Source organism: Kitasatospora sp. NBC_00039 (assembly GCF_045160625.1).
Lineage (GTDB): Bacteria > Actinomycetota > Actinomycetes > Streptomycetales > Streptomycetaceae > Kitasatospora.
In genome coordinates this window covers 3175284-3199667 of sequence record NZ_CP108289.1, presented here as the reverse complement: position 1 = coordinate 3199667, position 24384 = coordinate 3175284, and the positions used below count along the sequence as shown (strand labels likewise).

The 24384-nt window shown below is 72.9% G+C and carries 19 protein-coding genes; 17 read left to right on the top strand and 2 right to left on the bottom strand.

Annotation, left to right across the window (positions count from 1 at the left end; genetic code table 11):
* Positions 1-63 precede the first annotated feature (63 nt).
* Positions 64-3714 carry a chromosome segregation protein SMC gene (gene smc / locus OG286_RS14120; protein ID WP_405365314.1) on the top strand — a complete coding sequence of 1217 codons (3651 nt, stop codon included), beginning with the start codon at positions 64-66 and terminating at the stop codon, positions 3712-3714.
* 240 nt (positions 3715-3954) lie between these two features.
* Positions 3955-5163, top strand: a complete 1209-nt coding sequence (gene ftsY, locus OG286_RS14115) for a signal recognition particle-docking protein FtsY (RefSeq protein ID WP_396325477.1) — start codon at positions 3955-3957, stop codon at positions 5161-5163.
* Positions 5164-5229: 66 nt separating this feature from the next.
* Here the strand turns inward: ftsY and OG286_RS14110 are convergent, their stop codons facing one another.
* Positions 5230-5895, bottom strand: coding sequence for a bifunctional DNA primase/polymerase (locus OG286_RS14110; RefSeq protein ID WP_396325478.1), 666 nt, complete (start codon positions 5893-5895; stop codon positions 5230-5232).
* Positions 5896-6516: 621 nt separating this feature from the next.
* On the opposite strand from OG286_RS14110, the gene OG286_RS14105 reads away from it, so the two are divergent.
* From OG286_RS14105 to OG286_RS14080, 6 genes are all read left to right on the top strand, one after another.
* Entirely contained in the window at positions 6517-7971 is a 1455-nt protein-coding gene (locus OG286_RS14105) for a tetratricopeptide repeat protein (protein ID WP_396325479.1), read from the top strand.
* Between the two features lie 349 nt (positions 7972-8320).
* Complete coding sequence (amt, locus tag OG286_RS14100) at positions 8321-9688, top strand: ammonium transporter (RefSeq protein WP_396325480.1); 1368 nt, start codon at positions 8321-8323, stop codon at positions 9686-9688.
* Positions 9688-10026, top strand: coding sequence for a P-II family nitrogen regulator (locus OG286_RS14095; RefSeq protein WP_371479378.1), 339 nt, complete (start codon positions 9688-9690; stop codon positions 10024-10026). Before amt ends, OG286_RS14095 begins: the two co-directional genes overlap by 1 nt.
* Before the next feature lie 148 nt (positions 10027-10174).
* The gene (locus OG286_RS14090; protein WP_405365312.1) at positions 10175-12673 is read left to right on the top strand and encodes a [protein-PII] uridylyltransferase; all 2499 of its coding nucleotides are present in this window, start codon (positions 10175-10177) and stop codon (positions 12671-12673) included.
* A 147-nt stretch (positions 12674-12820) separates the two neighbouring features.
* Positions 12821-14386: a signal recognition particle protein gene (gene ffh / locus OG286_RS14085; protein WP_396325498.1), complete on the top strand. Its 1566-nt coding sequence runs from the start codon at positions 12821-12823 to the stop codon at positions 14384-14386.
* Positions 14387-14486: 100 nt separating this feature from the next.
* Positions 14487-15029, top strand: coding sequence for a GNAT family N-acetyltransferase (locus tag OG286_RS14080; RefSeq protein ID WP_396325482.1), 543 nt, complete (start codon positions 14487-14489; stop codon positions 15027-15029).
* 309 nt (positions 15030-15338) lie between these two features.
* On the opposite strand, the gene OG286_RS14075 is transcribed toward OG286_RS14080, so the two are convergent.
* Positions 15339-16163 carry a class I SAM-dependent methyltransferase gene (locus OG286_RS14075; RefSeq protein ID WP_396325483.1) on the bottom strand — a complete coding sequence of 275 codons (825 nt, stop codon included), beginning with the start codon at positions 16161-16163 and terminating at the stop codon, positions 15339-15341.
* Between the two features lie 219 nt (positions 16164-16382).
* Here OG286_RS14075 and proS point away from each other — a divergent pair, with 219 nt between their 5' ends.
* The 9 genes from proS to lepB (OG286_RS14030) all read left to right on the top strand — a co-directional run bounded on the left by proS (position 16383) and on the right by lepB (OG286_RS14030) (position 24261).
* Positions 16383-17795, top strand: coding sequence for a proline--tRNA ligase (gene proS / locus OG286_RS14070; protein ID WP_396325484.1), 1413 nt, complete (start codon positions 16383-16385; stop codon positions 17793-17795).
* Between the two features lie 523 nt (positions 17796-18318).
* A complete protein-coding gene (locus OG286_RS14065) occupies positions 18319-18897 on the top strand; it encodes a hypothetical protein (protein WP_380327407.1) in 579 nt (192 codons plus the stop codon).
* Between the two features lie 555 nt (positions 18898-19452).
* Positions 19453-19881, top strand: coding sequence for a 30S ribosomal protein S16 (rpsP, locus tag OG286_RS14060; protein ID WP_396325485.1), 429 nt, complete (start codon positions 19453-19455; stop codon positions 19879-19881).
* Between the two features lie 2 nt (positions 19882-19883).
* Positions 19884-20123: an RNA-binding protein gene (locus OG286_RS14055; protein ID WP_030306741.1), complete on the top strand. Its 240-nt coding sequence runs from the start codon at positions 19884-19886 to the stop codon at positions 20121-20123.
* Between the two features lie 142 nt (positions 20124-20265).
* Positions 20266-20826, top strand: coding sequence for a ribosome maturation factor RimM (rimM, locus tag OG286_RS14050; protein WP_396325486.1), 561 nt, complete (start codon positions 20266-20268; stop codon positions 20824-20826).
* Between the two features lie 110 nt (positions 20827-20936).
* Positions 20937-21755 (top strand): tRNA (guanosine(37)-N1)-methyltransferase TrmD, encoded by an 819-nt coding sequence (trmD, locus tag OG286_RS14045; protein ID WP_396325487.1) that lies wholly within the window; start codon positions 20937-20939, stop codon positions 21753-21755.
* A 154-nt stretch (positions 21756-21909) separates the two neighbouring features.
* The gene (gene rplS, locus OG286_RS14040; RefSeq protein ID WP_063347674.1) at positions 21910-22260 is read left to right on the top strand and encodes a 50S ribosomal protein L19; all 351 of its coding nucleotides are present in this window, start codon (positions 21910-21912) and stop codon (positions 22258-22260) included.
* A gap of 338 nt (positions 22261-22598) precedes the next feature.
* Positions 22599-23294 (top strand): signal peptidase I, encoded by a 696-nt coding sequence (gene lepB, locus OG286_RS14035; protein ID WP_396325488.1) that lies wholly within the window; start codon positions 22599-22601, stop codon positions 23292-23294.
* Complete coding sequence (gene lepB, locus OG286_RS14030) at positions 23278-24261, top strand: signal peptidase I (protein WP_396325499.1); 984 nt, start codon at positions 23278-23280, stop codon at positions 24259-24261. Before lepB (OG286_RS14035) ends, lepB (OG286_RS14030) begins: the two co-directional genes overlap by 17 nt.
* The last annotated feature ends 123 nt before the right edge of the window (positions 24262-24384 follow it).

Here is a 24384-nt window from a genome sequence, read left to right as displayed (position 1 = left end):
CGCCAGTCACCGCCGGATACAGTCGCAAGCCGGGGCCTTGGCGAGCGATGAGGAGACCGGCGCGTGCACCTGAAGAGTCTGACGCTGCGCGGGTTCAAGTCCTTCGCCTCCGCCACCACCCTGCGGTTCGAGCCCGGCATCACCTGCGTGGTCGGCCCCAACGGCTCCGGCAAGTCCAACGTCGTCGACGCGCTCTCCTGGGTGATGGGGGAGCAGGGCGCCAAGTCGCTGCGCGGCGGCAAGATGGAGGACGTCATCTTCGCCGGGACCAGCGGGCGCGCCCCGCTCGGCCGCGCCGAGGTCAGCCTCACCATCGACAACTCCGACGGCGCGCTGCCGATCGAGTACGCCGAGGTGACCATCACCCGGACGATGTTCCGCAACGGCGGCAGCGAGTACGCGCTCAACGGCGACACCTGCCGGCTCCTCGACATCCAGGAACTGCTCTCCGACTCCGGCATCGGCCGCGAGATGCACGTCATCGTCGGCCAGGGGCAGCTCGACTCCGTCCTGCACGCCGACCCGATGGGCCGCCGCGCCTTCATCGAGGAGGCCGCCGGCGTCCTCAAGCACCGCAAGCGCAAGGAGAAGGCGCTGCGGAAGCTCGACTCGATGCAGGTCAACCTCAACCGCGTCCAGGACCTGGTGGCCGAACTCCGCCGCCAGCTCGGCCCGCTCGGCCGACAGGCGAAGATCGCCCGCCGCGCCGCGGGCATCCAGGCCGACCTGCGGGACGCCCGGCTCCGCCTGCTCGCCGACGACCTGCTCGCCCTGCGCCGGGCCGTCGAGGCCGAGGTCGCCGACGAGCTGGCGCTCAAACTGCGCCGCTCCACCGTCGAGCAGGAGCTGGCCCGCGCGCTGCAGCGCGAGGCCGTCCTGGAGGCGCAGGTCCAGCAGCTCGGCCCCAGCCTGGAGACGGCCCGGCAGACCTGGTACCGGCTCTCAGCCCTGGCCGAACGCACCCGCGGCACCGTCGGACTGGCCGAGGCCCGGGCCCGGCACGCGGCCGCCGGCGGGCAGGCCGAGGAACGGCGCGGGCGGGACCCCGAGGAGCTGGAACGGGAGGCCGAGCGGGTCCGGGAGGAGGAGGCCGCGCTGGCCGAGGCACTGGAGGAGGCCCAGGGCGCCCTGGCCGAGGCGGTCGAGACCAGAAGCGGACTGGAACGCGCGCTCGCCGCGGAGGAGCGGCGTCTGAAGGACGCCGCCCGGGCCATCGCCGACCGCCGGGAGGGCCTGGCCCGGCTCCAGGGGCAGGCCGCGGCGGCCCGCTCCAAGGCCGCCGCCGCGCAGGCCGAGATCGGCCGGCTCGCCGAGGCCCGGGACGAGGCGCTGCTGCGTGCCGAGGCCGCCCGGCAGGAGTACGAGGAGCTGCGCGCGCAGGTCGAGGGCCTGGCCGGGGACGACGAACGCGCCGACGCCGAGCACGAGGCCGCGCGCGAGCGGCTCGCCGCCGTCGAACGCGACCTGGCCGCCGCCCGCGAGGCCGCCGGTGCCGCCGAGCGCGAACGGGCCGGGCTGACGGCGCGGCACGAGGCGCTGGCGCTCGGGCTGCGCCGCAAGGACGGCAGCGGCGCGCTGCTGGCGGCCGGCGACCGGCTGGCCGGGCTGATCGGCCCGGCGGCCGCACTGCTGAGGGTCGCCCCCGGCCACGAGGCCGCCGTCGCGGCGGCGTTCGGCGCGGCGGCGGACGCGGTGGCGGTCGATTCGCCGGGGACCGCCGCCGAGGCACTGCGGCTGCTGCGCAAGGAGGACGCCGGCCGGGCCGCGCTGCTGATCGCCGGCGCCCCCGAACCTGCCCGCGTCGCGGGGGAGTTGCCGGCCGGCGCCCGCTGGGCTGCCGAACTGGTCGACGGGCCCTCCGAGTTGCTGCCGGCCGTGCGGGCCCTGCTGGCCGGCGTCGTGGTGGTCGGCACACTCGACGAGGCGGTGGCGCTGGTCGCTGCGGACCGGGTCCTGGCCGCCGTCACCGCCGAGGGGGACCGGCTCGGCGCGGCCTTCGCGCACGGCGGCTCCTGCGGCGCGCCCAGCCTGTTGGAGACCCAGGCCGCGGTGGACGAGACCGCCCGGGCGATCGAGCGGCAGGCCGTCCGCTGTGCCGAGTCGGCCGGACGCCTGGCCGAACTCACCGGGCTGCGCCGGGAGTCGGCCGCCGGGCTGGAGCAACTGGCCGCCCACCGGCGGCAGGCCGCGAAGGAACGGGCCGAGGTGGCCGGCGCACTCGGCCGGCTCGGCGGGCAGTCCCGGGCCGCGGCCGGCGAGGCCGAGCGGCTCTCCACCGCCGCCGGCCGGGCCGAGGAGGGGCTCGCCCAGCTGCTCGCCACCGCCGAGGAGCTGGCCGAACGGCTCGCCGCGGCCGAGGAGTCGGCGGACGCGGGGGAGGACGAGCCGGACGCCGCCGAGCAGCAACGGCTGGCCCAGGCCGCCACCGCAGCCCGGCAGACCGAGCTGGAGGCGCGGCTCGCCGTGCGCACCCACGAGGAGCGGGTGCGCGCTCTGAACGGCCGCGCCGACCAGCTGGACCGGGCCGCCCGCGCCGAGCGCGAGGCGCGCGCCCGGGCCGCCGAGCGCCGCCGGCGCGCCGAGCACGATGCCACGGTGGCGAACGCCGTCGCGGCAGGCGCCCGGCAGCTGCTGGCCTGCCTGGAGGTGTCGCTGGCCCGCGCGGACGCCGGGCGGGCCGCCGTCGAGCAGGCGCGCGCCGACCGTGAGGCGGAGCTCAGGGAGCACCGCGAGCACGGCCGCGAACTCAAGGCCGAGCTGGACAAGCTGGTCGACGCCGGGCACCGGGACGAGGTGCTGCGGGCCGAGAAGCGGCTGCGGATCGAGCAGTTGGAGGCCCGGGCGCTGGAGGAGTTCGGCATCGAGGGCGGCGAACTGCTCGCCGCGTACGGGCCGGACCAGCTCGTCCCGCCGCCCACCCCCGAGGACGGCGGGGAGCCCGGGGAGCCGCGCCCGTACGACCGGGCCGAGCAGGAGGGACGGCTGCGGGCCGCCGAGAAGGCGTACCAGCAGCTCGGCAAGGTGAACCCGCTGGCGCTTGAGGAGTTCGCGGCGCTGGAGGAGCGGCACAAGTTCCTCGGGGAGCAGCTGGACGACCTCAAGCGGAGCCGGCGCGACCTGCTCGACATCGTCAAGGACGTGGACGAGCGGGTCGAGCAGCTGTTCACCTCGGCGTACCACGACACCGCCGCCCAGTTCGAGGGCGTCTTCTCGCGGCTCTTCCCCGGCGGGGAGGGGCGGCTGGTGCTGACGGACCCGGACAACATGCTGACCACCGGCGTCGAGGTGGAGGCCCGCCCGCCGGGCAAGAAGGTCAAGCGGCTCTCGCTGCTCTCCGGCGGCGAGCGCTCGCTGACCGCGGTGGCGCTGCTGGTGGCGATCTTCAAGGCCCGGCCCAGCCCGTTCTACGTGATGGACGAGGTGGAGGCGGCGCTGGACGAGACCAACCTGCGCCGGCTGATCCGGATCATGGAGGAGCTGCGCGAGAGCTCCCAGCTGATCGTGATCACCCACCAGAAGCTGACCATGGAGTCGGCCGACGCCCTCTACGGCGTGACCATGAAGGGCGACGGCATCTCCCAGGTGATCAGCCAGCGCCTGCGGGTGGGGGCACCTCCCACCCGCCAGGCCGGGGGAGAGCACCGGGAGCGGGGAGCTCGCACGGTGCAGCCCCGGCAGCGCGAGGAGGCGACCGCCTCCGGGCCGATGGACTGATCCATCGGCCGACGCCGGGGCAGATGCCCGCGGACGGCCCCCGATCACGGATACTGGGGTGGTTGTGACTCCTCCCCCTCGCGCGCGAGGGGGCTTCTCACTCAGCCGCTTGACGACCTCATGACGGCCAAGCCCTGACCGGTGCCGCGCGGCACAGCGTCAGCGTAAGGGAGGCGGCGACGCTCCGTGCGTCGGCGCCGAAGGATCACTCTGTCGTGGGATCCCGAGAAGGAGATTGATGTGGAATACGTGATCCTTGCCGTAGTCATCGCCGTGATCGCCGTCGGCGCGATCGCCGGCCTCGTCGTTTCCGGCAGACGACGCCAGCAGCTGCCCCCGAAGTCGCAGGCGCCGGTCATCACGGCGCCCCCGACTCCGCAAGAGCCCCAGGTCGGTGAGGAGGCCGCGCCGCCGACCGAGGAGCCCCGACGCACCGTCGAGGAGGTCGAGCTCCCGCTTCCCGAGGCCGAGGCCGTCCCCGCGACGATCGAGGAGGTCGAGGAGGCTCCGGCCCTCGAAGTCCCCGAGCCCACGGAAGGCCGCCTGGTCCGGCTGCGCTCGCGGCTCTCCCGTTCGCAGAACTCGCTCGGCAAGGGCCTGCTCTCGCTGCTCTCCCGCGAGCACCTCGACGAGGACACCTGGGAGGAGATCGAGGAGACCCTGCTGACCGCCGACGTCGGCGTGGCTCCCACCCAGGAGCTGGTCGAGCGGCTGCGCACCCGGGTGAAGGTGCTCGGCACCCGCACCCCGGACGAGCTGCGCGGGCTGCTCCGCGAGGAGCTGGTCGAGCTGATCGGCAAGGACGCCGACCGCACGGTGCACTCCACCAAGCACGAGGAGGGCCCGGCCGTCGTCCTGGTGGTCGGCGTCAACGGCGTCGGCAAGACCACCACCACCGGCAAGCTGGCCCGGGTCCTGGTCGCCGACGGCCGCAAGGTGGTGCTCGGCGCCGCCGACACCTTCCGTGCCGCCGCCGCCGACCAGCTGCAGACCTGGGGCGAGCGGGTGGGCGCGCGCACCGTGCGCGGCCCTGAGGGCGGCGACCCGGCCTCGATCGCGTTCGACGCGGTCAAGGAGGGCATCGCCGAGGGCGCCGACACCGTGCTGGTGGACACCGCCGGCCGGCTGCACACCAAGACCGGCCTGATGGACGAGCTGGGCAAGGTCAAGCGGGTCGTCGAGAAGCACGGCCCGGTGGACGAGGTGCTGCTGGTGCTGGACGCCACCACCGGCCAGAACGGGCTGATCCAGGCCCGGGTCTTCGCCGAGGTGGTCGACATCACCGGCATCGTGCTGACCAAGCTGGACGGCACCGCCAAGGGCGGCATCGTGGTCGCGGTCCAGCGGGACCTGGGCGTGCCGGTCAAGCTGATCGGTCTCGGCGAGGGCGCGGACGACCTGGCGCCGTTCGAGCCGGGTGCGTTCGTGGACGCGCTGATCGGGGACTGATCCCCTTCCTGCCGGTGAAGGGTCCGCCTCGCGAGGGGCGGGCCCTTCGGCGTTCTCCGCCGGTGTCTACGAGGCGAGCCAGGCGGGCTCGGCGGTGCGCTCGCGTCCGCGGTGGCAGGCGTAGGCGAGGGTGCCGAGGAGCAGCCGGGCCTCGGGCGGGCAGCCGGCGTTGTCGCGGGTCGGCCGGCGCAGCCAGCGGACCGGGCCGAGGCCGCCGAGAACGGTGGGCGGGGCGGCCACGTAGCTGCCCTCGCCGTGGCAGGTGAGGTCGAGCGCGGCGTCGTCCCAGCCCATCCGGTAGAGCAGGTCGGGCAGCCGGCGGGCGGTGCCGGCGGCGACCAGGAACTGCAGCCGGCCGGTGGGCGCGGCCAGCACCGGGCCGACCTGGGTGCCCATCCGCTCCAGCCGGACCAGCGCCTGCAGGCCGGCCTGCTCGGGGACGTCCAGGACGTCGAAGGCGCGGCCGGTGGGGAACAGTACCGAGACGTCCGCTCCGGAGCGGGCGGCCGGTTCGCCGCCGGGGGCGGGGTGCAGGCCGGGCGCCGCACAGCGGGGGGTGCCGCAGTGACAGCGGGCCGCGGCACCGTTCGGGCTGCCGACGGCGACCGCCCAGCCCCAGCGGCCGGTGTACTCCGCGGCCGCCTGGGACGCGGTGACCCGGGTGCGGCGGCGCGCGCCCAGCGGGGCCAACCGCAGGTGCCCCAGTCGAAGTTCGCCGAACAGGTTGTCCATGCCTCCCCCAACAGGTTCTCGTTGCCGATGGTTACGGGATGGTGACTTTGTGTTGATTGTCCGTTGCGTTGTGCGTTGTGCGGTGGCGGCGCGCAGCGCGTGGCGTGCGCCGGTTGCGGGGTTGCACCTCGGGCGCCGCCTTGTGGCGGGCGATGCCGATGCCGGATCGTCGTGTGCGCGGACGGCCGCCGATCGGGGCGGGCGGCAAACTCGCCTGTGGCCGCTGTGGATTGCCGCGCTGAGCGGGAGTGCCGGTGGGGACTTGGCGGCCCGCATATGCCGGACCGTCGGGACTATCCAGTGAAGCGTGTGCCGACTTGCTTGGGTTCACTCCTGGGGGTGGCGAAAGGTGGCGTTTCGCCAGGGTCGCTCCCACGGGTACCACGCGGGGCATTACGTTCAGCACACGGACGCCGTCGGAGAGTCCGCTCCAGGCCCTTGGGGGACGGGAGTTGGGGAAGCTGACGACTCGTCCGCCAGGATGGCACACCAGTACGACCAGCGGTTCGACGAGCGGTTCGGCAGCACTCAGGTACGGCACGTCTGGCAAGAGCCCGCAACCGTCGGGCGGTCACGATCGGGGGCCCCGAAGCAGGGGCCGGGCGGGATGGGGACGTTCCCATGGCAGAGAAGCAACCCAACGAGAAGCTGACCACGTGGTTCGCCCGCAGCGGTTGGTCCAAGGGCGAGTTGGCACGTCAGGTCAACCGCCGGGCCCGCCAGATCGGCGCCCACCATGTCTCCACCGACACCTCCCGGGTGCGCCGCTGGCTCGACGGCGAGCAGCCCCGCGAGCCGATCCCCAAGATCATGTCGGAGCTGTTCTCCGAGCGCTTCGGATCCGTGGTCTCCATCGAGGACCTCGGGCTGCGGGCCGCCATCCCCGTCTCCACCGTGGGCGGCGGCGTCGACCTGCCGTGGAGCGCGCCGCAGACCGTCCAGCTGATCAGCGACTACTCGCGCAGTGACCTGATGCTCAACCGGCGCGGCTTCCTGGGCACCTCCCTCGCCCTGACGGCCGGCGCCGCGCTCATCGAGCCGATGCAGCGCTGGCTCACCCCCGGACCGACCGGCATGCCCACCCCGATCCTCACCGCGGCCAACGGCGGCGAGCCCTTCACCGGCCGGCTCTCCGAGCCCGAGCTGGAACTGCTGGAGCAGACCACCGTCATGTTCCGCCAGTGGGACGCCCAGAACGGCGGCGGGCTGCGCCGCAAGGCCGTCGTCGGCCAGCTCCACGAGGTCACCGACCTGCTCCAGGAGACGTACCCCGAGCAGGCCACCCGGCGGCTCTTCCGGCTCACCGCCGAGCTGGCCCACCTGGCCGGCTGGATGTCGTACGACGTCGGCATGCACCCGAGCGCGCAGAAGTACTACGTGCTGGCGCTGCACGCCGCCAAGGAGGCCGGCGACCGCCCGTTCGGCGCGCTGATCCTCACCGACATGAGCCGCCAGATGATCCACCTCAACCGTGGCGAGGACGCCCTGGAGCTGATCCACCTGGCCCAGTACGGCAGCCGCGACACCGCCACCCCGCGCCAGCAGTCGCTGCTGTACGCGATGGAGGCACGCGCGTACGCCACGATCGGCGAGGTGAACCGCTGCGCCCGGGCGGTCCGGCTGGCCGAGGACACCTTCACCGACATCCGCGAGGGCGACGGCGACCCGGACTGGCTGAAGTTCTTCTCGCCGGCCGAGCTGAACGCCGAGAACGCGCACTCCTTCCGCGACCTCGCCTACCACTCCGACCGGGCCGAGCTGTACGCGTCGATGGCCGCCCCGGTGATGGAGCGCGCGGTCGACCTCTTCCGCCAGGACGGCGACCACGTCCGCTCGTACGCCTTCAACCTGATCGGCATGGCCAGCGTCCACCTGCTGCAGAAGGAGCCGGAGCAGGCCGTGGAGTACGCCGAGCAGGCGGTGGAGATCGCCGGCAAGGTGCGTTCGGAGCGGCTGAACTCGCGGGTGCGCAAGACCACGGAGGCCGCCTCCGTCCGGTTCACGGGCGTGGACGCGGTGAGCCGGCTCAAGGAGCGGGTGGTCCAGGACATCCCGGAGTACGTCTCGGTGGTCTGACCCGCCTGCCTGCCCGACCGCCCGACCGCCCGTCTGTCCGACTGCCCGGTCGGGCCTGGGCCGGGCGCCCCCGAGGACCCCGCCGACCGTGACGGCCGCCGCCGCCACGGTCGGTGGCCGTTGCCGCACTCCTCGTGTCGCGCGGCGGCACGGTAACCCATTCGGCGGCGCGGCACGGCCGTGGTTCACGCAGGCGTAACCCCTGCGTCGCCGTCGTCACGGTCGCGAAACAACGGGCCGCATCGGCCGAAACCAGCCTTCGGCACTCTCCTTCTCATCGCCGACACCCCGGGTGGCACGGGACAGGAAACCCGGGTGTGGAGCGGCTTCCATTCATGAGGAGACGCCGATGCCGGACGGCTTCAGCGCGGGCGATACCGCCTTCGTGCTCATTTGTGCGGCCCTGGTCATGGTGATGACCCCGGGCCTGGCCTTCTTCTACGGAGGCATGGTCAGGGCCAAGAGCACACTCAACATGCTGGCGATGAGCTTCCTCTCGCTCGGCATCGTCAGCGTGCTCTGGGTCCTCTACGGGTACTCGCTCAGCTTCGGGCCCGACGCGGGCGCCGGCCTGATCGGCAACCTGGACTTCCTCGGGATGCGCGGGATCGGGCTGAACGACCTGGCCGGCACGATTCCGGTCACCGCGTTCTCCGCGTTCCAGCTGATGTTCGCGATCATCACCCCGGCGCTGATCAGCGGTGCGGTCGCGGACCGCGCCAAGTTCACCGCCTGGGGCCTGTTCATCGCCCTCTGGGTGACCGTCGTCTACTTCCCGGTCGCGCACTGGGTCTTCTTCTTCGACGGCGGCAACGGCGGCTGGCTCGGCGACCGCAACGGCGTGATCGACTTCGCCGGCGGCACCGCCGTGCACATCAACGCGGGCGTCGCGGGCCTGGCGCTCTGCCTGGTGCTGGGCAAGCGGGTCGGCTTCCGGAAGGACCCGATGCGCCCGCACAGCCTGCCGCTGGTCATGCTCGGCTCCGGGCTGCTCTGGTTCGGCTGGTTCGGCTTCAACGCGGGCTCGGCGCTGGCCGCCAACGGCGTCGCCGCGATGGCCCTGGTCAACACCCAGGTCGCCACGGGAGCCGCGCTGGTCGGCTGGCTGGTCTACGAGAAGCTGCGGCACGGCGCGTTCACCACGCTGGGCGCAGCCTCCGGCGCGGTGGCCGGCCTGGTCGCCATCACCCCGGCCTGCGGCTCGGTCAGCCCGCTCGGCGCGGTGGCGATCGGCCTGATCGCCGGCGCCGTCTGCGCCGCCGCGATCAGCCTCAAGTACCGCTTCGGCTTCGACGACTCGCTCGACGTGGTCGGCGTGCACGCGGTCGGCGGCGCGATCGGCTCGCTGCTGGTCGGGCTCTTCGCCACCGGCACCGTCGGCCAGACCGCCAAGGGCCTCTTCTACGGCGGCGGTCTGGAGCAGCTCGGCAAGCAGGCGATGGGCGTGGCCGTGGTCGGCGCGTACTCCTTCGTCCTCTCCTGGCTGCTGGCCAAGGCGATCGACAAGACGGTCGGCTTCCGGGTCGCCGAGGAGGTCGAGGTCGCCGGTATCGACCAGGCCGAGCACGCCGAGTCCGCGTACGACTTCAGTGCACTGGGCTCCGGGCTCGCCCGGACCACCCCGGCCCCGGCCGCGGCCGTGGTCGCCGCCCCCGCCGGGTCCGCCGCCGCGAAGACCACCGACAAGAGCACCGAGAAGACCGAGGTCGACGCCTGATGAAGCTCATCACCGCGGTCATCAAGCCGCACCGCCTGGACGATGTGAAGGCCGCCCTGCAGGCCTTCGGGGTGCACGGTCTGACCGTGACCGAGGCCAGCGGCTACGGCCGCCAGCGCGGCCACACCGAGGTCTACCGGGGCGCGGAGTACACCGTGGACCTGGTGCCCAAGGTGAGAATCGAGGTCCTGGTCGAGGACGACGACGCCGAGCAGCTGATCGACGTCCTGGTCAAGGCGGCCCGGACCGGCAAGATCGGGGACGGCAAGGTCTGGAGCGTCCCGGTCGAAACCGCCGTCCGGGTCCGGACCGGCGAGCGCGGCCCCGACGCCCTCTGAACCGGGCACGGCCCGGGCCGGGCAGGACCTAGCATTCAGCTCGTTCAGCTTGATCACGCAGGCGGACCTGCGACCGGCCCACGGTCGCAGGTCCGCTGACGGCGTATCGGCGCCGTTGGTTCAATCGCACGACGGACGGGGACTCCGCATGGCCACCGAAACCGACGACCCCTGCGACTACGGCGCCGCCCGCGCCCGGCTGCTGGGCGAACCAGGACCCGCCGGCAGCGCCCGCCGCACCGCACTGGCCGCGCTCACCGACGACTGGCTGGCCGGTCTGCTCACGGCGGCCGGAGCCCCGCCCGGCGTCGCCCTGGTCGCCGTCGGCGGCTACGGGCGCGGCGAACTCTCCCCGCGCAGCGACCTCGACGTGCTGCTGCTGCACGACGGCCCGCTCGACCCGGCGCTGCCCGAACGGATCTGGTACCCGGTCTGGGACACCGGCACCGCCCTCGACCACTCGGTACGCACCCCCGCCGAGGCCCGCGCGGTCGCCGCCGCCGACCTCAAGGCGCAGCTCGGCCTGCTGGACGCCCGGCACGTCGCCGGCGACCCGGCGCTCACCGCCGGGCTGCGCTCCGCCGTCCTCGCCGACTGGCGCGCCGCCGCCCCCGCACGCCTGCCCGAGCTGCGCGACCTCGGCCGGGAGCGGGCCGAGCGGCACGGCGAGCTCTCCTTCCTGCTGGAACCGGACCTCAAGGAGGCCCGCGGCGGCCTGCGCGACGTCGTCGCGCTCAACGCGATCGCCGCCACCTGGCTGGCCGACGCCCCGCGGGACGGCCTGGACGCCGCCGCGCTGCGGCTGGCGGACGTCCGGGACGCGCTGCACCTGGTCACCGGCCGGGCCACCGAGCGGCTCAGCCTCCAGGACCAGGACCAGGTCGCCGAGCGGCTCGGCGTGCTGGACGCCGACACCCTGCTGCGCCAGGTCTACGAGGCCGCCCGCACCGTCGCCTACGCGAGTGACGTCACCTGGCGGGCGGTGGACCGGGTGCTGGCCGCCCGCTCGGGCCGGGTCCGGCGCCCCTCCCGGCTCTCCTTCCCCTTCACCGGCTCCGGGCGTGGCGCGGGCGCGGTGGCCCGGGGCGCCGTCGAGCGCCGTCCGCTCGCCGAGGGCGTGGTCGAGCAGGACGGCGAGGCGGTGCTCGCCCAGGGCGCCCGCCCGGCCGCCGACCCGGTGCTGCCGTTGCGCGCCGCGGCCGCAGCCGCGCAGAACGGCCTGACCATCTCCTACGCGACGGTGCGCCGGCTGGCCGCCGAGTGCCGTCCGCTGCCGGTGCCCTGGCCGGACGAGGCCCGCGAACAGCTGGTCACGCTCCTCGGCGCGGGCGAGGCCTGTCTGCCGGTCTGGGAGGCACTGGAGGCGGAGGGGCTGATCACGCGGCTGCTGCCCGACTGGGAGCGGGTCCGCTGCCGTCCGCAGCGCAACGCGGTGCACCGCTGGACGGTGGACCGGCACCTGGTGGAGACGGCGGTGCGGGCCGCCGCGATGACCCGCCGGGTGGCCCGGCCGGACCTCCTGCTGGTCGCCGCGCTGCTGCACGACATCGGGAAGGGCTGGCCCGGCGACCACAGCGAGGCGGGCGAGGTGATCGTCCGCGACGTGGCGGTCCGGATGGGCTTCGACCGGGAGTCGGTCGAGACCCTGGCGATGCTGGTCCGCCACCACCTGACCCTGGTGGACACCGCGACCCGGCGGGACCCGGACGATCCGGCCACCGTGGAGGCGATCACCAAGGTGGTCGCCACGCTGCCGCAGCTGGAGCTGCTGCACGCGCTGACCGAGGCCGACGCGACGGCGACCGGCCCGGCCGCCTGGAGCCGCTGGCGGGCCTCGCTGGTGGACGGGCTGGCCGCCCGGGCCGCCGCCCAGCTGGCCGGCGCGTACCCCGCCCCGGGGGAGGCCGCGCCGACCGCCGAGCAGGAGCGGCTTGCGGTGGAGGCCGCCCGGACGGGCGGTCCGGCGCTCTCGCTGCTGGCCCAGGCCGAGGTGGCGGCCCGGGCGGAGTCGGGAGGCCGGGCGGAGACCGCGGGCCGGGCCGGGGCGACGGGCGGGCCGGGCGCGGGCGAGCCGGGCACCGAGCCGATGGGCGTCCGGCTGACCCTCGCCGTACCGGACCGGCCCGGGCTGCTCGGCACCGTCGCCGGGGTGCTGGCTCTGCACCGGTTGGCCGTCCGCTCGGCGGGCCTGCGCGAGCTGGACCCGATCGGCGCCGGCCCGGTGCTGCTGCTCTCCTGGACGGTGGCCGCCGAGTTCGGCGAGCTGCCGGAGGCGGCCCGGCTCAGGGCCGACCTGCGCCGGGCGCTGGACGGTTCGCTGGACGTCTCGCGCCGGCTCGCCGAGCGCGACGCGGCCGCCCCGCGCCGGCGCGGCATCCCGACCCCGCCGCCGCTGGTCGCGGTGGCGCCCGCGGTGGTCTCGGCGACCGCGACCGTGCTGGAGGTGCGCGCCCACGACGCCCCCGGCCTGCTGCACCGGATCGGCCGGGCGCTGGACGGCGCCGGCGTCCGGGTCCGGACCGCGCACGTCTCCACGCTCGGCGCCGATGCCGTCGACTCCTTCTACCTCACCGACGATGCGGGGCGGCCGCTCACCGCCCAACGGGCCGGGGAGGTGGCGGCCGCCGTCCGCGCGGCGCTGGGCTGAAGCCCGCCCGGGGAGGGCACGTCAGGCCCCCTCCGGGCACCCTCCGGGGCAGGTCGTCCCGGGGGTGGAGACCGTTCCCAGGGCGGCCGGATACCCTTGGGGGCGACGACCGTACTGATACCGATGCCGCAGAGGACCCGCGACGACGTGTTCGACACCCTTTCCGATCGCCTCGCAGCGACGTTCAAGAACCTCCGGGGCAAGGGCCGCCTCAGCGAGGCGGACATCGACGCCACCGCCCGCGAGATCCGCATCGCGCTGCTTGAGGCGGACGTCGCGCTGCCGGTCGTGCGGGCCTTCATCAAGCAGGTCAAGGAGCGGGCGCTCGGCGCCGAGGTCTCCGGCGCGCTGAACCCGGCGCAGCAGATCATCAAGATCGTCAACGAGGAGCTCATCGCGATCCTCGGCGGCGAGACCCGTCGGGTGAGGTTCGCCAAGAGCGGCCCGACGGTGATCATGCTCGCCGGTCTCCAGGGTGCCGGTAAGACCACCCTCGCGGGCAAGCTCGGCCACTGGCTGAAGAAGCAGAAGCACACCCCGCTGCTGGTCGCCTGCGACCTCCAGCGCCCCAACGCCGTCAACCAGCTCCAGGTCGTCGCCGACCGCGCGGGCGTGGCCTTCTACGGCCCGCAGCCCGGCAACGGCGTCGGCGACCCGGTGCAGGTCGCCCGCGACTCGATCGAGTACGCGAAGCAGAAGCAGTACGACGTCGTCATCGTCGACACCGCCGGCCGCCTCGGCATCGACGCCGAGCTGATGCAGCAGGCCGCCGACATCCGGTCCGCGGTCAACCCGGACGAGGTCCTGTTCGTCGTCGACGCGATGATCGGCCAGGACGCGGTCACCACCGCCCAGGCCTTCCTCGACGGCGTCGACTTCACCGGCGTGGTGCTCTCCAAGCTCGACGGCGACGCCCGTGGTGGTGCCGCGCTGTCGGTCGCGCACGTCACCGGCCGGCAGATCATGTTCGCCTCCAACGGCGAGAAGGTCGACGACTTCGACGCCTTCCACCCGGACCGGATGGCCTCGCGCATCCTCGGCATGGGCGACATGCTCTCGCTGATCGAGAAGGCCGAGCAGACCTTCTCGCAGGCCGAGGCCGAGAAGATCGCCTCCAAGCTGCAGGGCGGCGGCAAGGACTTCACGCTCGACGACTTCCTGGCCCAGCTGGAGCAGGTCCGGAAGATGGGCTCGATCTCCAAGCTGCTGGGCATGCTGCCCGGCATGGGGCAGATCCGCGAGCAGATCAACAACATCGACGACAAGGACGTCGACCGCGTCGGCGCCATCATCAAGTCGATGACCCCGGCCGAGCGGACCGACCCGAAGATCATCAACGGCTCGCGCCGTGCCCGTATCGCCAAGGGTTCGGGCGTCCAGGTCGGCGAGGTCAACAACCTGGTCGAGCGGTTCTTCGATGCCCGCAAGATGATGTCGGCGATGGCCTCCGGCAAGGGCATCCCCGGCATGCCGGGGATCCCGGGCATGGGCGGCGGCTCGAAGAAGTCCGCGAAGAAGGCACCGGCGGCCAAGGGCAAGCGCAAGAGCGGCAACCCGCTGAAGCGCGCGCAGGAGGAGGCCGCGGCCGCCGAGCGCCGCGCGCTCGGCCCGGGCAGCGGCCAGGCCCCGGCCGAGGGCGGCGCGTTCGGACTCGGCGCGGGCAAGGGCCCGGCCGACTTCGAGCTTCCGAAGGAGTTCAAGGACCTGCTGTAGGGCTCCGAAGGGGCTCCGCAGGGCTTTAGGCCTGTAGGGCCCCTCCCCGTCGCGGGTGAACGGCCCGCCGTCCGGTTCCTCCGGGCGGCGGGCCGTTCGCATGTCCGATGATGAGGGGGTGAGAGTGACGATCAGGGCCCCGCGGGCCGAGGACGAGGTTGCGTACGCCGAGGCGGTCCGACGGTCCGCCGATCACATCGGACGATGGAACCCGGTCGAGCCGGACGGGCTGCCGGATCTCCTGGAGCGGCAGGGGGCCGGGCTGCGCACCTTCCTGATACTCGATCAGGAGACCGGCGGGCTGGTCGGCAAGGTCAACGTGGCCAACATCGTGATGGGGCGGTTCTGCAACGCCGCGCTCGGCTACGACTCGTACCTGCCGTTCGCCGGCACCGGGCGGATGACCGAGGGCATGCGGCTGGTGCTCGACCGCTGCTTCGCCCCGCAGACGGACGGCGGCCTGGGGCTCCACCGGCTGGAGATCAACGTGCAGCCGGACAACGGGCGTTCGATCGGGCTGGCCAAGCGGCTGGGCTTCCGGCACGAGGGGTTCACGCCGCGGATGCTGTTCCTGCAGGGCGCCTGGCGGGATCACGAGCGGTTCGCTCTCACCGCCGAGGAGTGGCCGGGGCTGGACCGGTAGCGGCCGGGCCCTCGGCGGCGCCCTCTGCGCTCCCGGGAGCGGCCGCTGCTCGTGCGCCGAGCCCTGCCGGCGCGGTCGGCTCACCGCCGTCGCCGGAGGTGGCTCTCGGGGTGACTCTCGACTTTCGCGGTGGCTCTCGGGTGGCCTTCGAAGGGGCGCTCGCGAGGTTGCGAGCGCCCCTTCGGTGTGGCACACCGTGCTCGTGGGTGCTGTTGCCCGGGGGCGCTGTGCCCGGTGGTGCTGTGCCTGGGGCGACGGTGTGGCTGTCGGTGCCGGGCTGGTGGGTGCTGAGCCTGAGCAGCCGGGTGGTCAGCGTGGCTGTTCGGCGACCAGGTAGCGGAAGACGTTCTCCATCCGGACCGATCCGTCCGGGCGCAGGTACGGGTGCAGCACCTCCGCCAGCTCCTTCGCCACCAGCGGCAGCCCCGAGAACTCCGCCGCCGCGTCGTACAGGCCGGTCGACAGCAGTCCGCGGACCGCGCTGTCCAGATCCGGGTAGGCGAACGGGCAGCTCACCCGGCCGCTGCCGGCCGGGCGCAGGCCGGCCGGTGCCAGCAGATCCTCCAGGGCACCGGGCGTACTCAGCCCGAACGGGTCACGCGCCGTGGTGCGCCCGGCCATCCGACGGGCCACGTCCAGCACGGCCGCGCTCTCGCAACGCTCCGGCGGGCCCCAGGCGGCCAGCACCACATGACCGCCGCGCAGCGTCAGCCGGGCCGCCTCGGTCACCTCGCGCTGGGGGTCGGCGGCCCCCGGCAGCTGCTCGAAAACCGTGACCAGCGAATGGGCCGACCGGGGGACGGCCGCCGCCGTCCGGGCACTCGCGCCGACCTGGAGCCGGCGGCCCCGGGCCAGTTCGCGCAGTTCGTCCTCCGGCTCCAGTCCGGCGACCTGCGCACCCCGCCCGGCCGCCAGCAGCAGGGCCAGGCCCGACCGGCAGCCCAGACCCAGCACGCTGGTCGCCGGGCCGACCTCCAGGCGGTCGTAGACCGCCTCGTAGAGCGGCACCAGCATGCGTTCCTGGATCTCCGCCCAGTCGCGCGCCCGCGCGGGCCACGCTGCCGCGGGCAGCGGGTCGTGCGGTCGTGCGCCCGCGGGTCGTACGGTTGTGCCGGTCGTTCGAGCTGAAGCCATCGCGGCCTCCCATCCGGTCCTTCGGTGTGCTGCTACGGCTCCCCCAAAGTCCCGCCCCACTCCAGCGAACAGCGGCTCGGGCGTGGCGTCCAGAGGGGTGCAGGGTGGTGCGCGCGTGTCGCGGTCGTGCGCCCCCCGGCAGCAGCCGCGTCACCGGTTCCGTTCACCGGGCCGGTACCGATTCGAAGTCGGGGCTCCTGGCGCCGTAACATTCGCCCCATGGCAAAGGCACCCGTTCTCACCCCCCAGGCGGACGACTTCCCGCGCTGGTACCAGGACCTCATCAACAAGGCCGAGCTGGCCGACAACGGTCCGGTGCGCGGCACCATGGTCATCCGACCGTACGGCTACGGCCTGTGGGAGCGGATGCAGCAGGAGATGGACGCCCGCATCAAGAAGGCCGGCGCGCAGAACGCCTACTTCCCGATGTTCATCCCGCAGTCCTACCTGACCAAGGAAGCCGAGCACGTCGAGGGCTTCGCCCCCGAGCTCGCGGTGGTCACCCACGGTGGCGGCAAGCAGCTGGACGAGCCGGTCGTCGTCCGGCCCACCTCCGAGACGATCATCAACGAGTACTTCTCCAAGTGGGTGCAGAGCCACCGCGACCTGCCCCTGCTGATCAACCAGTGGGCCAACGTGGTCCGCTGGGAGCTGCGCCCGCGCGTCTTCCTGCGCACCACCGAGTTCCTCTGGCAGGAGGGCCACACCGCCCACGCCACCTACGAGGACGCCCGTGACTACGCGTCGATGATCCACACCCAGGTCTACGGCGACTTCATGACCAACGTGCTCGGCATCGACGTCGTGCTCGGCCGCAAGACCGCCAAGGAGCGGTTCGCCGGCGCCATCAACACCCTCACGCTCGAAGGCATGATGGGCGACGGCAAGGCGCTGCAGATGGGCACCAGCCACGAGCTGGGCCAGAACTTCGCCAAGGCCTTCAACACCACCTACCAGCTCCAGGGCGCCGAGCGCGAGTACGTCTGGCAGACCTCCTGGGGCGTCTCGACCCGTATGGTCGGCGGCCTGATCATGTCCCACGGCGACGACAACGGCCTGCGGGTGCCCCCGCGGCTGGCCGCCGTGCAGGCCGTCGTCCTCGCCATCAAGGGCGACGACGCGGTGATCGCCAAGGTCCGCGAGATCGGCGCCACGCTGGAGGCCGCCGGCATCCGGGTGGTCGTCGACGACCGCACCGACACGCCGTTCGGCCGCCGCGCGGTCGACTGGGAGCTCAAGGGCGTGCCGCTGCGCATCGAGGTCGGCCCGCGCGACCTGGAGAACGGCACCGCGATGCTGGCCCGCCGCATCCCCGGCGGCAAGGAGCCGGTCTCGATCGACGCCCTGGCGTCGCTGCTGCCGGGCGTGCTGGAGGAGGACCAGGCGCTGCTGCTGCGCCAGTCCCGCGAGCGCCGCGAGGCCCGCACCGTCGACGTGAGCAACCTCGACGAGGCCGTCGAGGCCGCCGCCACCGGCTGGGGCCGCATCTCCTGGGCCGAGCTGGGTCCGGAGGGCGAGGCCAAGCTGGCCGAGCAGGGCGTCTCGGTGCGCTGCCTCGTGGCCGCCGACGGCTCGGTGCCGGCGACGGACGACCAGGACGGCAACATCGCCATCGTCGCGCGCGCCTACTGATCAGTTCAGTAGCGGGCGGACCGGCGGCAGCGGTTCGGTGCTGGACGGTTCCGTACTGGACGGTTTGGTTTCGGTACTGAGCGGTTCGGGGTGTTCCATCGTGTTTTCGAGGCGTCCGGGTTGTCGGAAACCGACATGTACTGATGAGTAGTGACGGGCGCCCACAACCATCGCCGGGAATTCCGGCGGTAACCGCACGGGCGTTGTCTCAACTGACGACATACCTACTGACCGGTCAACTCCCGGTATTAACGGAATAGCGGTACGGTGTACGGCCCGTGGCCCTGTCAACTCGACAGGATCATGGGCCGTACGTACGTCCGGGGGTCGACAGCCCGTTCCCCGAGGCGGAAAAGGACGAGGCCCGCCGACTGCGACGGGCCCAAACGTGCAGGGGGTTGGTCTTGCGTCAGATCCGGAACGCGCAATTTGCGCGCGCTCGTACATTCCTGAGAGTTTCCTGGGAATTCCCGGGGAACGGGAACACGCGGAACATCGGCTCGCACTCCGTCGTTGGTCTAGCGTGAGCACGACACAGCCCCTCGTTCTCGCGGCCGAACTGGCCGCCGCCTGGAGCGACATCCAGGCCTTCCATCAGGACCTCCCCGACCTCGCCTCGCCCGAGGCGTTGATCGGCGAGTCCTCCTCGGCCTGTGGCACGCGGCTCGGTTTCGAGCGGCTCCTCCACGAGGCTGCCCACGGTCTGGCCGCGGCCCGGGACATCCGGGACACCTCGCGCGCCGGCCGCTACCACAACCGACGCTTCCTGCTCCTCGCCTCGGAGCTGGGCCTGGCGCACCCGGTCGAACCGCACGCGAGCAGCGGTTTCTCCCAGGTGACGATGCTCAAGGAGACGCGTGAGCGGTACGCGGAGACCATCGAGCGCCTGGACCGCGCCCTCGGCGCGCACCAGGAGGCGGTGACCGGCGACGGTGCCTCGCGCGCCTTCCGCGGCCCGGCCGCTCGGCACGGCTCCTCCGGGGGCGGCGTCCGGGTCAAGGCGGTCTGCGGCTGCGGGCGCAACGTCCGGGTCGTTCCGTCGGTGCTCGCGCAGGCGTCCATCGTCTGCGGCGCCTGCCAGCAGCCGTTCAAGATCGCGTAGTCGGCGGCCAGGAGAAACGGCCGGCAGCTGTGCGGGCAGTCGGTCCGGCCGGAGCGAATCTGCGCGGCGCCGATCGGCACTCGGCCGATCAGTGGTGGTGAGTTGGGCTGACCGGGAGCGGGGGCTCCCGGTCGACCTGTCCCTCCCGGCCCTGCGCCCCGCACTCTTCTTGCTCCACCCCCGCTCCCTCCCCGCTCTGGCGTCGTGCATGCTCTGGTGCCGTGCCTGCTCGTGCGCCGGCCCCTCCTCGGCGTCGTTTCCCGGGATTCCCTGCCGTCCGGCCGCTCCGGGCTGCCGGCTCCGAGCCGCCGAGGTCCGTGTCGGTGCGTGTTGGGCCGTGCCGATCGGTGTCGGGCCGTGTCCGTCCCTGCCGGTCCGCCCGGAGGTCGGTCAAGGCCGTTCGCGGCGGTGTGGCAGAATGGACAGCTGAGTACTCGGCAGCCGAGCAGGACCCCTCTCTCCTACGGCTGGCGTGTCCCTTGAACGGCCCACCCCCGCAACCCCACGCGAGGGCAAGGCTGCTCACCCACGTCAACACCAGGAGAATCCACTCCCGTGGCAGTCAAGATCAAGCTCAAGCGTCTCGGCAAGATTCGCTCCCCGCACTACCGCATCGTCGTCGCCGACGCCCGCACCAAGCGTGACGGTCGCGCGATCGAGGAGATCGGCATCTACCAGCCGACCTACAACCCCTCGAAGATCGAGGTCGACAGCGACCGCGCTCAGTACTGGCTGTCCGTCGGCGCCCAGCCGACCGAGCCGGTGCTCGCCATCCTGAAGCTGACCGGCGACTGGCAGAAGTTCAAGGGCCTGCCGGCTCCGGCTCCGCTGCTGGTGGCCGAGCCCAAGGTCGAGGACTTCTCGCACCTGTTCGCGAAGGCCGTCGCCGGCTTCGAGGACGCCACCACCGGTGTTGCCATCACCCCGAAGGCCAAGAAGTCGGACAAGGCCGAGGCTGAGGCCGACGCCGCCGCCGAGGCCTGATCGTGATCGAGGACGCCCTCGACCACCTGGTGAAGGGCATCGTCGAGCACCCCGACGAGGTGCAGGTGCGTTCGCGCAACCTGCGTCGGGGTAACACCATCGAGGTGCGAGTGCACCCCGATGACCTCGGCAAGGTGATCGGCCGGGGCGGCCGCACGGCGCGCGCACTGCGCACCGTGGTCGGCGCCCTCGGCGGTCGCAACGTCCGGGTCGACCTGGTCGACGTGGACAGCATTCGCTGACGCTGCTGCTCGTTCAGCCGTCAGGCTTGAGGCCGGTCGGGACGCATGTCGTCCCGGCCGGCCTTCGCCGTTTTTCTCCAGTCTTTTCAATGCTCTGCCTTCCCTAGGCCTTCCCTAGCACCCATCCAGGAGAACGATCACCGTGCAGCTCGTCGTCGGCAAGATCGGCCGCGCCCACGGCATCAGGGGGGACGTCAGCGTCGAGGTCCGCACCGACGAGCCGGAACTCCGGCTCGGCCCCGGTGCTGTGGTGCTCACCGACCCCGCGTCGGCCGGACCGCTGACCGTCGAGTCCGGCAAGGTGCACAGCGGCCGGCTGCTGCTGCGTTTCGCCGGCGTCAAGGACCGCAACGCCGCCGAGGCGCTGCGCGGCACCATCCTGATCGCCGAGGTCGACCCGGACGAGAGCCCGGACGACCCGGAGGAGTACTACGACCACCAGCTGATCGGCCTGGACGTGGTGCTGCTGGACGGGACCCGGGTCGGCGAGCTGACCGAGGTCGTCCACCTGCCCTACCAGGACCTGCTCACGGTGGAGAAGCCTGACGGTACGGAGGTGCTGGTGCCGTTCGTCACCCGCATCGTGCCGACCATCGACCTCGAGAACCAGCAGGTGGTGATCGACCCGCCGCCCGGGCTGATCGACCCGGAGCGGGCCGAGGTCGTGAAGGCCTCGGCGGAGGAGCCGGAGGAGTCGGAGTGACCGCCGGGGGACTGCCGCCGCAGGAGCGCCCCGAGGCGCCGTCCGGCGCGTCTTCGCCGCCCGCAGAGTCTGCGTCGTCTGCCGCGCCTGCGTCGTCCGTGCAGGACGGGATGCGGATAGACGTCGTCACGATCTTCCCGGAGTACCTGGAGCCGCTGGACATCTCGCTGGTCGGCAAGGCCCGCGCCCGCGGCCAGCTCGACGTCCACGTCCACGACCTGCGCACCTGGACGCATGACATCCACCGGACCGTGGACGACAGCCCCTACGGCGGCGGCCCCGGCATGGTGATGAAGCCCGAGCCGTGGGGCGAGGCGCTGGACGCCGTCATCGGCCAGGGCCCGGCCGGCGAGGTGCCCACGCTGGTGGTGCCCACCCCCAGTGGGCGCCCGTTCACCCAGGAGCTCGCGCAGGAACTCGCCGGGCGTCCGTGGCTGACCTTCACCCCGGCCCGGTACGAGGGCATCGACCGGCGCGTGATCGATGAGGCGTCCACCCGGATGCCGGTGGTCGAGGCGTCGATCGGCGACTACGTCCTGGCCGGCGGCGAGGTTGCCGTCCTGGTCATGGTCGAGGCGATCGCCCGGCTGCTGCCGGGTGTGCTCGGCAACGCGGAGTCCCATCGGGACGACTCCTTCGCACCCGGTGCGATGGCCGACCTGCTGGAAGGCCCGGTCTACACCAAGCCCGCCGAGTGGCGCGGCCGGACTGTCCCGGACGTGCTGCTCAGCGGCAACCACGGCCGGATCGCCCGCTGGCGGCGCGAGCAGGCGTTCGCCCGCACCCTGGCGAACCGGTCCGACCTGGTGGAACGCTGGCAGTACGGCGCCTTCGACAAGAAGGACCGCGAGGCGCTCAGCATCCTCGGCCTGGCCTGGGACGATCGGCTCGGCCGATTTCGGTCCCTGGCCGATGGTGTGGAAGAATAGGCCGCTGCTGTCTGTCGCTGGGCTCCTCCTGTAGGAGTCACGTGGTCCGGTGCCCCCGCCACGGGGGGATCATCGCCAACCGACGCGGCCCGCAGCAGACCCCATTGTGACGAACTTCCGTGGGCGGCCCGTGGCGCCTGCGATGGAGAGCAACATGAGCAACAAGCTCGCTGCTGTCGACGCGGCTTCGCTGCGTAGCGACATTCCGGCCTTCCGCGCCGGTGACACCCTGAAGGTTCACGTCCGGGTCATCGAGGGCAACCGCTCCCGTGTCCAGGTCTTCCAGGGCGTCGTCATCCGCCGCCACGGCGCCGGTGTCGGTGAGACCTTCACCGTCCGCAAGGTCAGCTTCAACGTCGGCGTGGAGCGCACCTTCCCGGTGCACACCCCGGTCGTCGAGAAGATCGAGGTCGTGACCCGCGGTGCGGTTCGCCGCGCCAAGCTGTACTACCTGCGTGACCTCCGCGGCAAGGCCGCGAAGATCAAGGAGAAGCGCGACCGCTGATCCACCGGCCCCCGGTTCTGCCGGGGGATCGGAGCGCTCTGGGGGGCGCCGCTGCCGCAAGGTAAGCTCAGCCCCCGATGAGCACGCACGAACCATCCGCGGACCGCGACGCCAGTCCCGCACCCACCGGTGCGGACTCGCCGTCGCGGTCCGCGGTCGTTTCTGCGGTCCCCCCGGCGCCGGGCTCCGAGCAGGAGCCTGGGCAGGGCCCCGGGCGTGAGCCGGCGGCCGCTGAGGCGGCGGAGGATTCCGAAGGGGGTTCCCCGGAGGGTGCCGAAGAGGGCGCTGATGAGGGCGCTGATGAGGGCGGTGACGAGGGCGGTGACGAGGACGCGGACGTGGGCGTCGAAGAGCCGGGTCGTTCTCGGTCGCGTGACCTCCTCCTGCTGGTCGGCATCTGCCTGCTCACCCTGCTGCTGGTGAATGCCTTCGTGGCACGGCCGTTCGCGGTGCCGTCCGCGTCGATGGAGAACACCCTGCGCACCGGCGACCGTCTGATCGCGAACAAGCTGGCCTACTCCTTCGGTGGCCACCCCCGGCGCGGCGATGTCGTGGTCTTCGACGGAACGGGCTCCTTCCGGCAGGGGCCGGCCGAGCCGTCCGGCTTCTGGGACGGACTGCGGGCGCTCGGCCAGGACCTCGGACTGGCCCCCGCCGGCGACTCGATCTACGTGAAGCGCGTCATCGGCGTCGGCGGCGACCGGGTGACGAGCACCGGCCCGGGCGGGCGGATCACCGTCAACGGCGTGCCGATCGACGAGTCCTCCTACCTCGCGCCGGGGGACGATCCGTCGAGCGTGGCCTTCGATGTGGTGGTGCCGTCCGGCGCGCTCTGGGTGATGGGCGACCACCGCAGTGCCTCCCGTGACTCCCGCGACCACCTGGGCGAGCCCGGTGGCGGGTTCGTCCCGGAGGACAAGGTGATCGGACGGGCGGAGTGGGTGGTCTTCCCGGTCGGCCACTGGACCAGCCTGGACCGGCCGGCGGCGTTCGCCGCGACAGGGGGGACCGGTGGACATGGGGACCAGAGGTAGAGGCCGACTGGCCGCCCGCCCGGCCGACCGCGCGGCGGGCCGGTCCACCGACCGGTTCGCCGACCGGCCCGCCGCAGGGCCTGCGGAGGAGGCAACGGGTGCGGCCGCCCCGGAGGCGCCGGCACGCGGCCGGGCCGAGCGCCGTCGCACCGCCCGCCGGGCGGCCCGCCGGCGCAAGCGCTCGTTGCTGCGCGAGTTCCCGTTGATCGTCCTGGTGGCGCTGGTGGTGGCGCTGGTGATGAAGACGTTCATGGTGCAGGTCTTCGTGATTCCCTCCGGTTCGATGGAGCAGACCATCCAGATCGGGGACCGGGTGCTGGTGGACAAGTTCACCCCCTGGTTCGGTGCCGAGCCGGAGCGCGGCGATGTCGTGGTGTTCAAGGATCCGGGCGGCTGGCTGGAGGCCGATCGCAAGCCGTCCACGGACGGGCCGGTTCTGCGTGGGGCCAAGCAGGCCCTCACCTACGTCGGGCTGTTGCCGTCCGCCGGCGAGCAGGATCTGATCAAGCGCGTGATCGGGGTCGGTGGGGACACCGTGGAGTGCTGTGACGAGCAGGGCCGGCTGAGCGTCAACGGCACCCCGGTGGACGAGCCGTACCTGGCTCCGGGAAACCCGCCGTCACGCCAGCCCTTCAAGGTGAAGGTGCCGGAGGGGCGGCTCTGGGTCATGGGCGACCACCGGGACGTGTCCGCCGACTCCCGCTTCCACATGGGGAATCAGGGACAGGGCACCATCCCGCTGAGCGGTGTGGTGGGCCGGGCGTTCGTGATCGCCTGGCCGGTGGGTCGGGTGCATCAACTTGATGTGCCGGCTTCACTCTCCAAGGTGGCGAGGGCTCCGGATGCTCGCGGAACTGCGCCGAACTCGATGGGGGTTGGGCCGCTTCCGGAGGAACCTCCGCTCGTTATGGGTGTGTTGGGCATCCTTCCGCTTGTCGGCCGAAGGCCGGAGCGATCTCCGGAGTAGCGCGGGCCGGCCGGTGACCGGCCGGGCCGGGCGCGTGGGAGCGCGAGCCGGACGCCTGGGAGTGATAGAGAAGTGCTGATGCGGCCGGTGTGCGACAACGGCCGCGTCCGAAGGCTGTGCTGG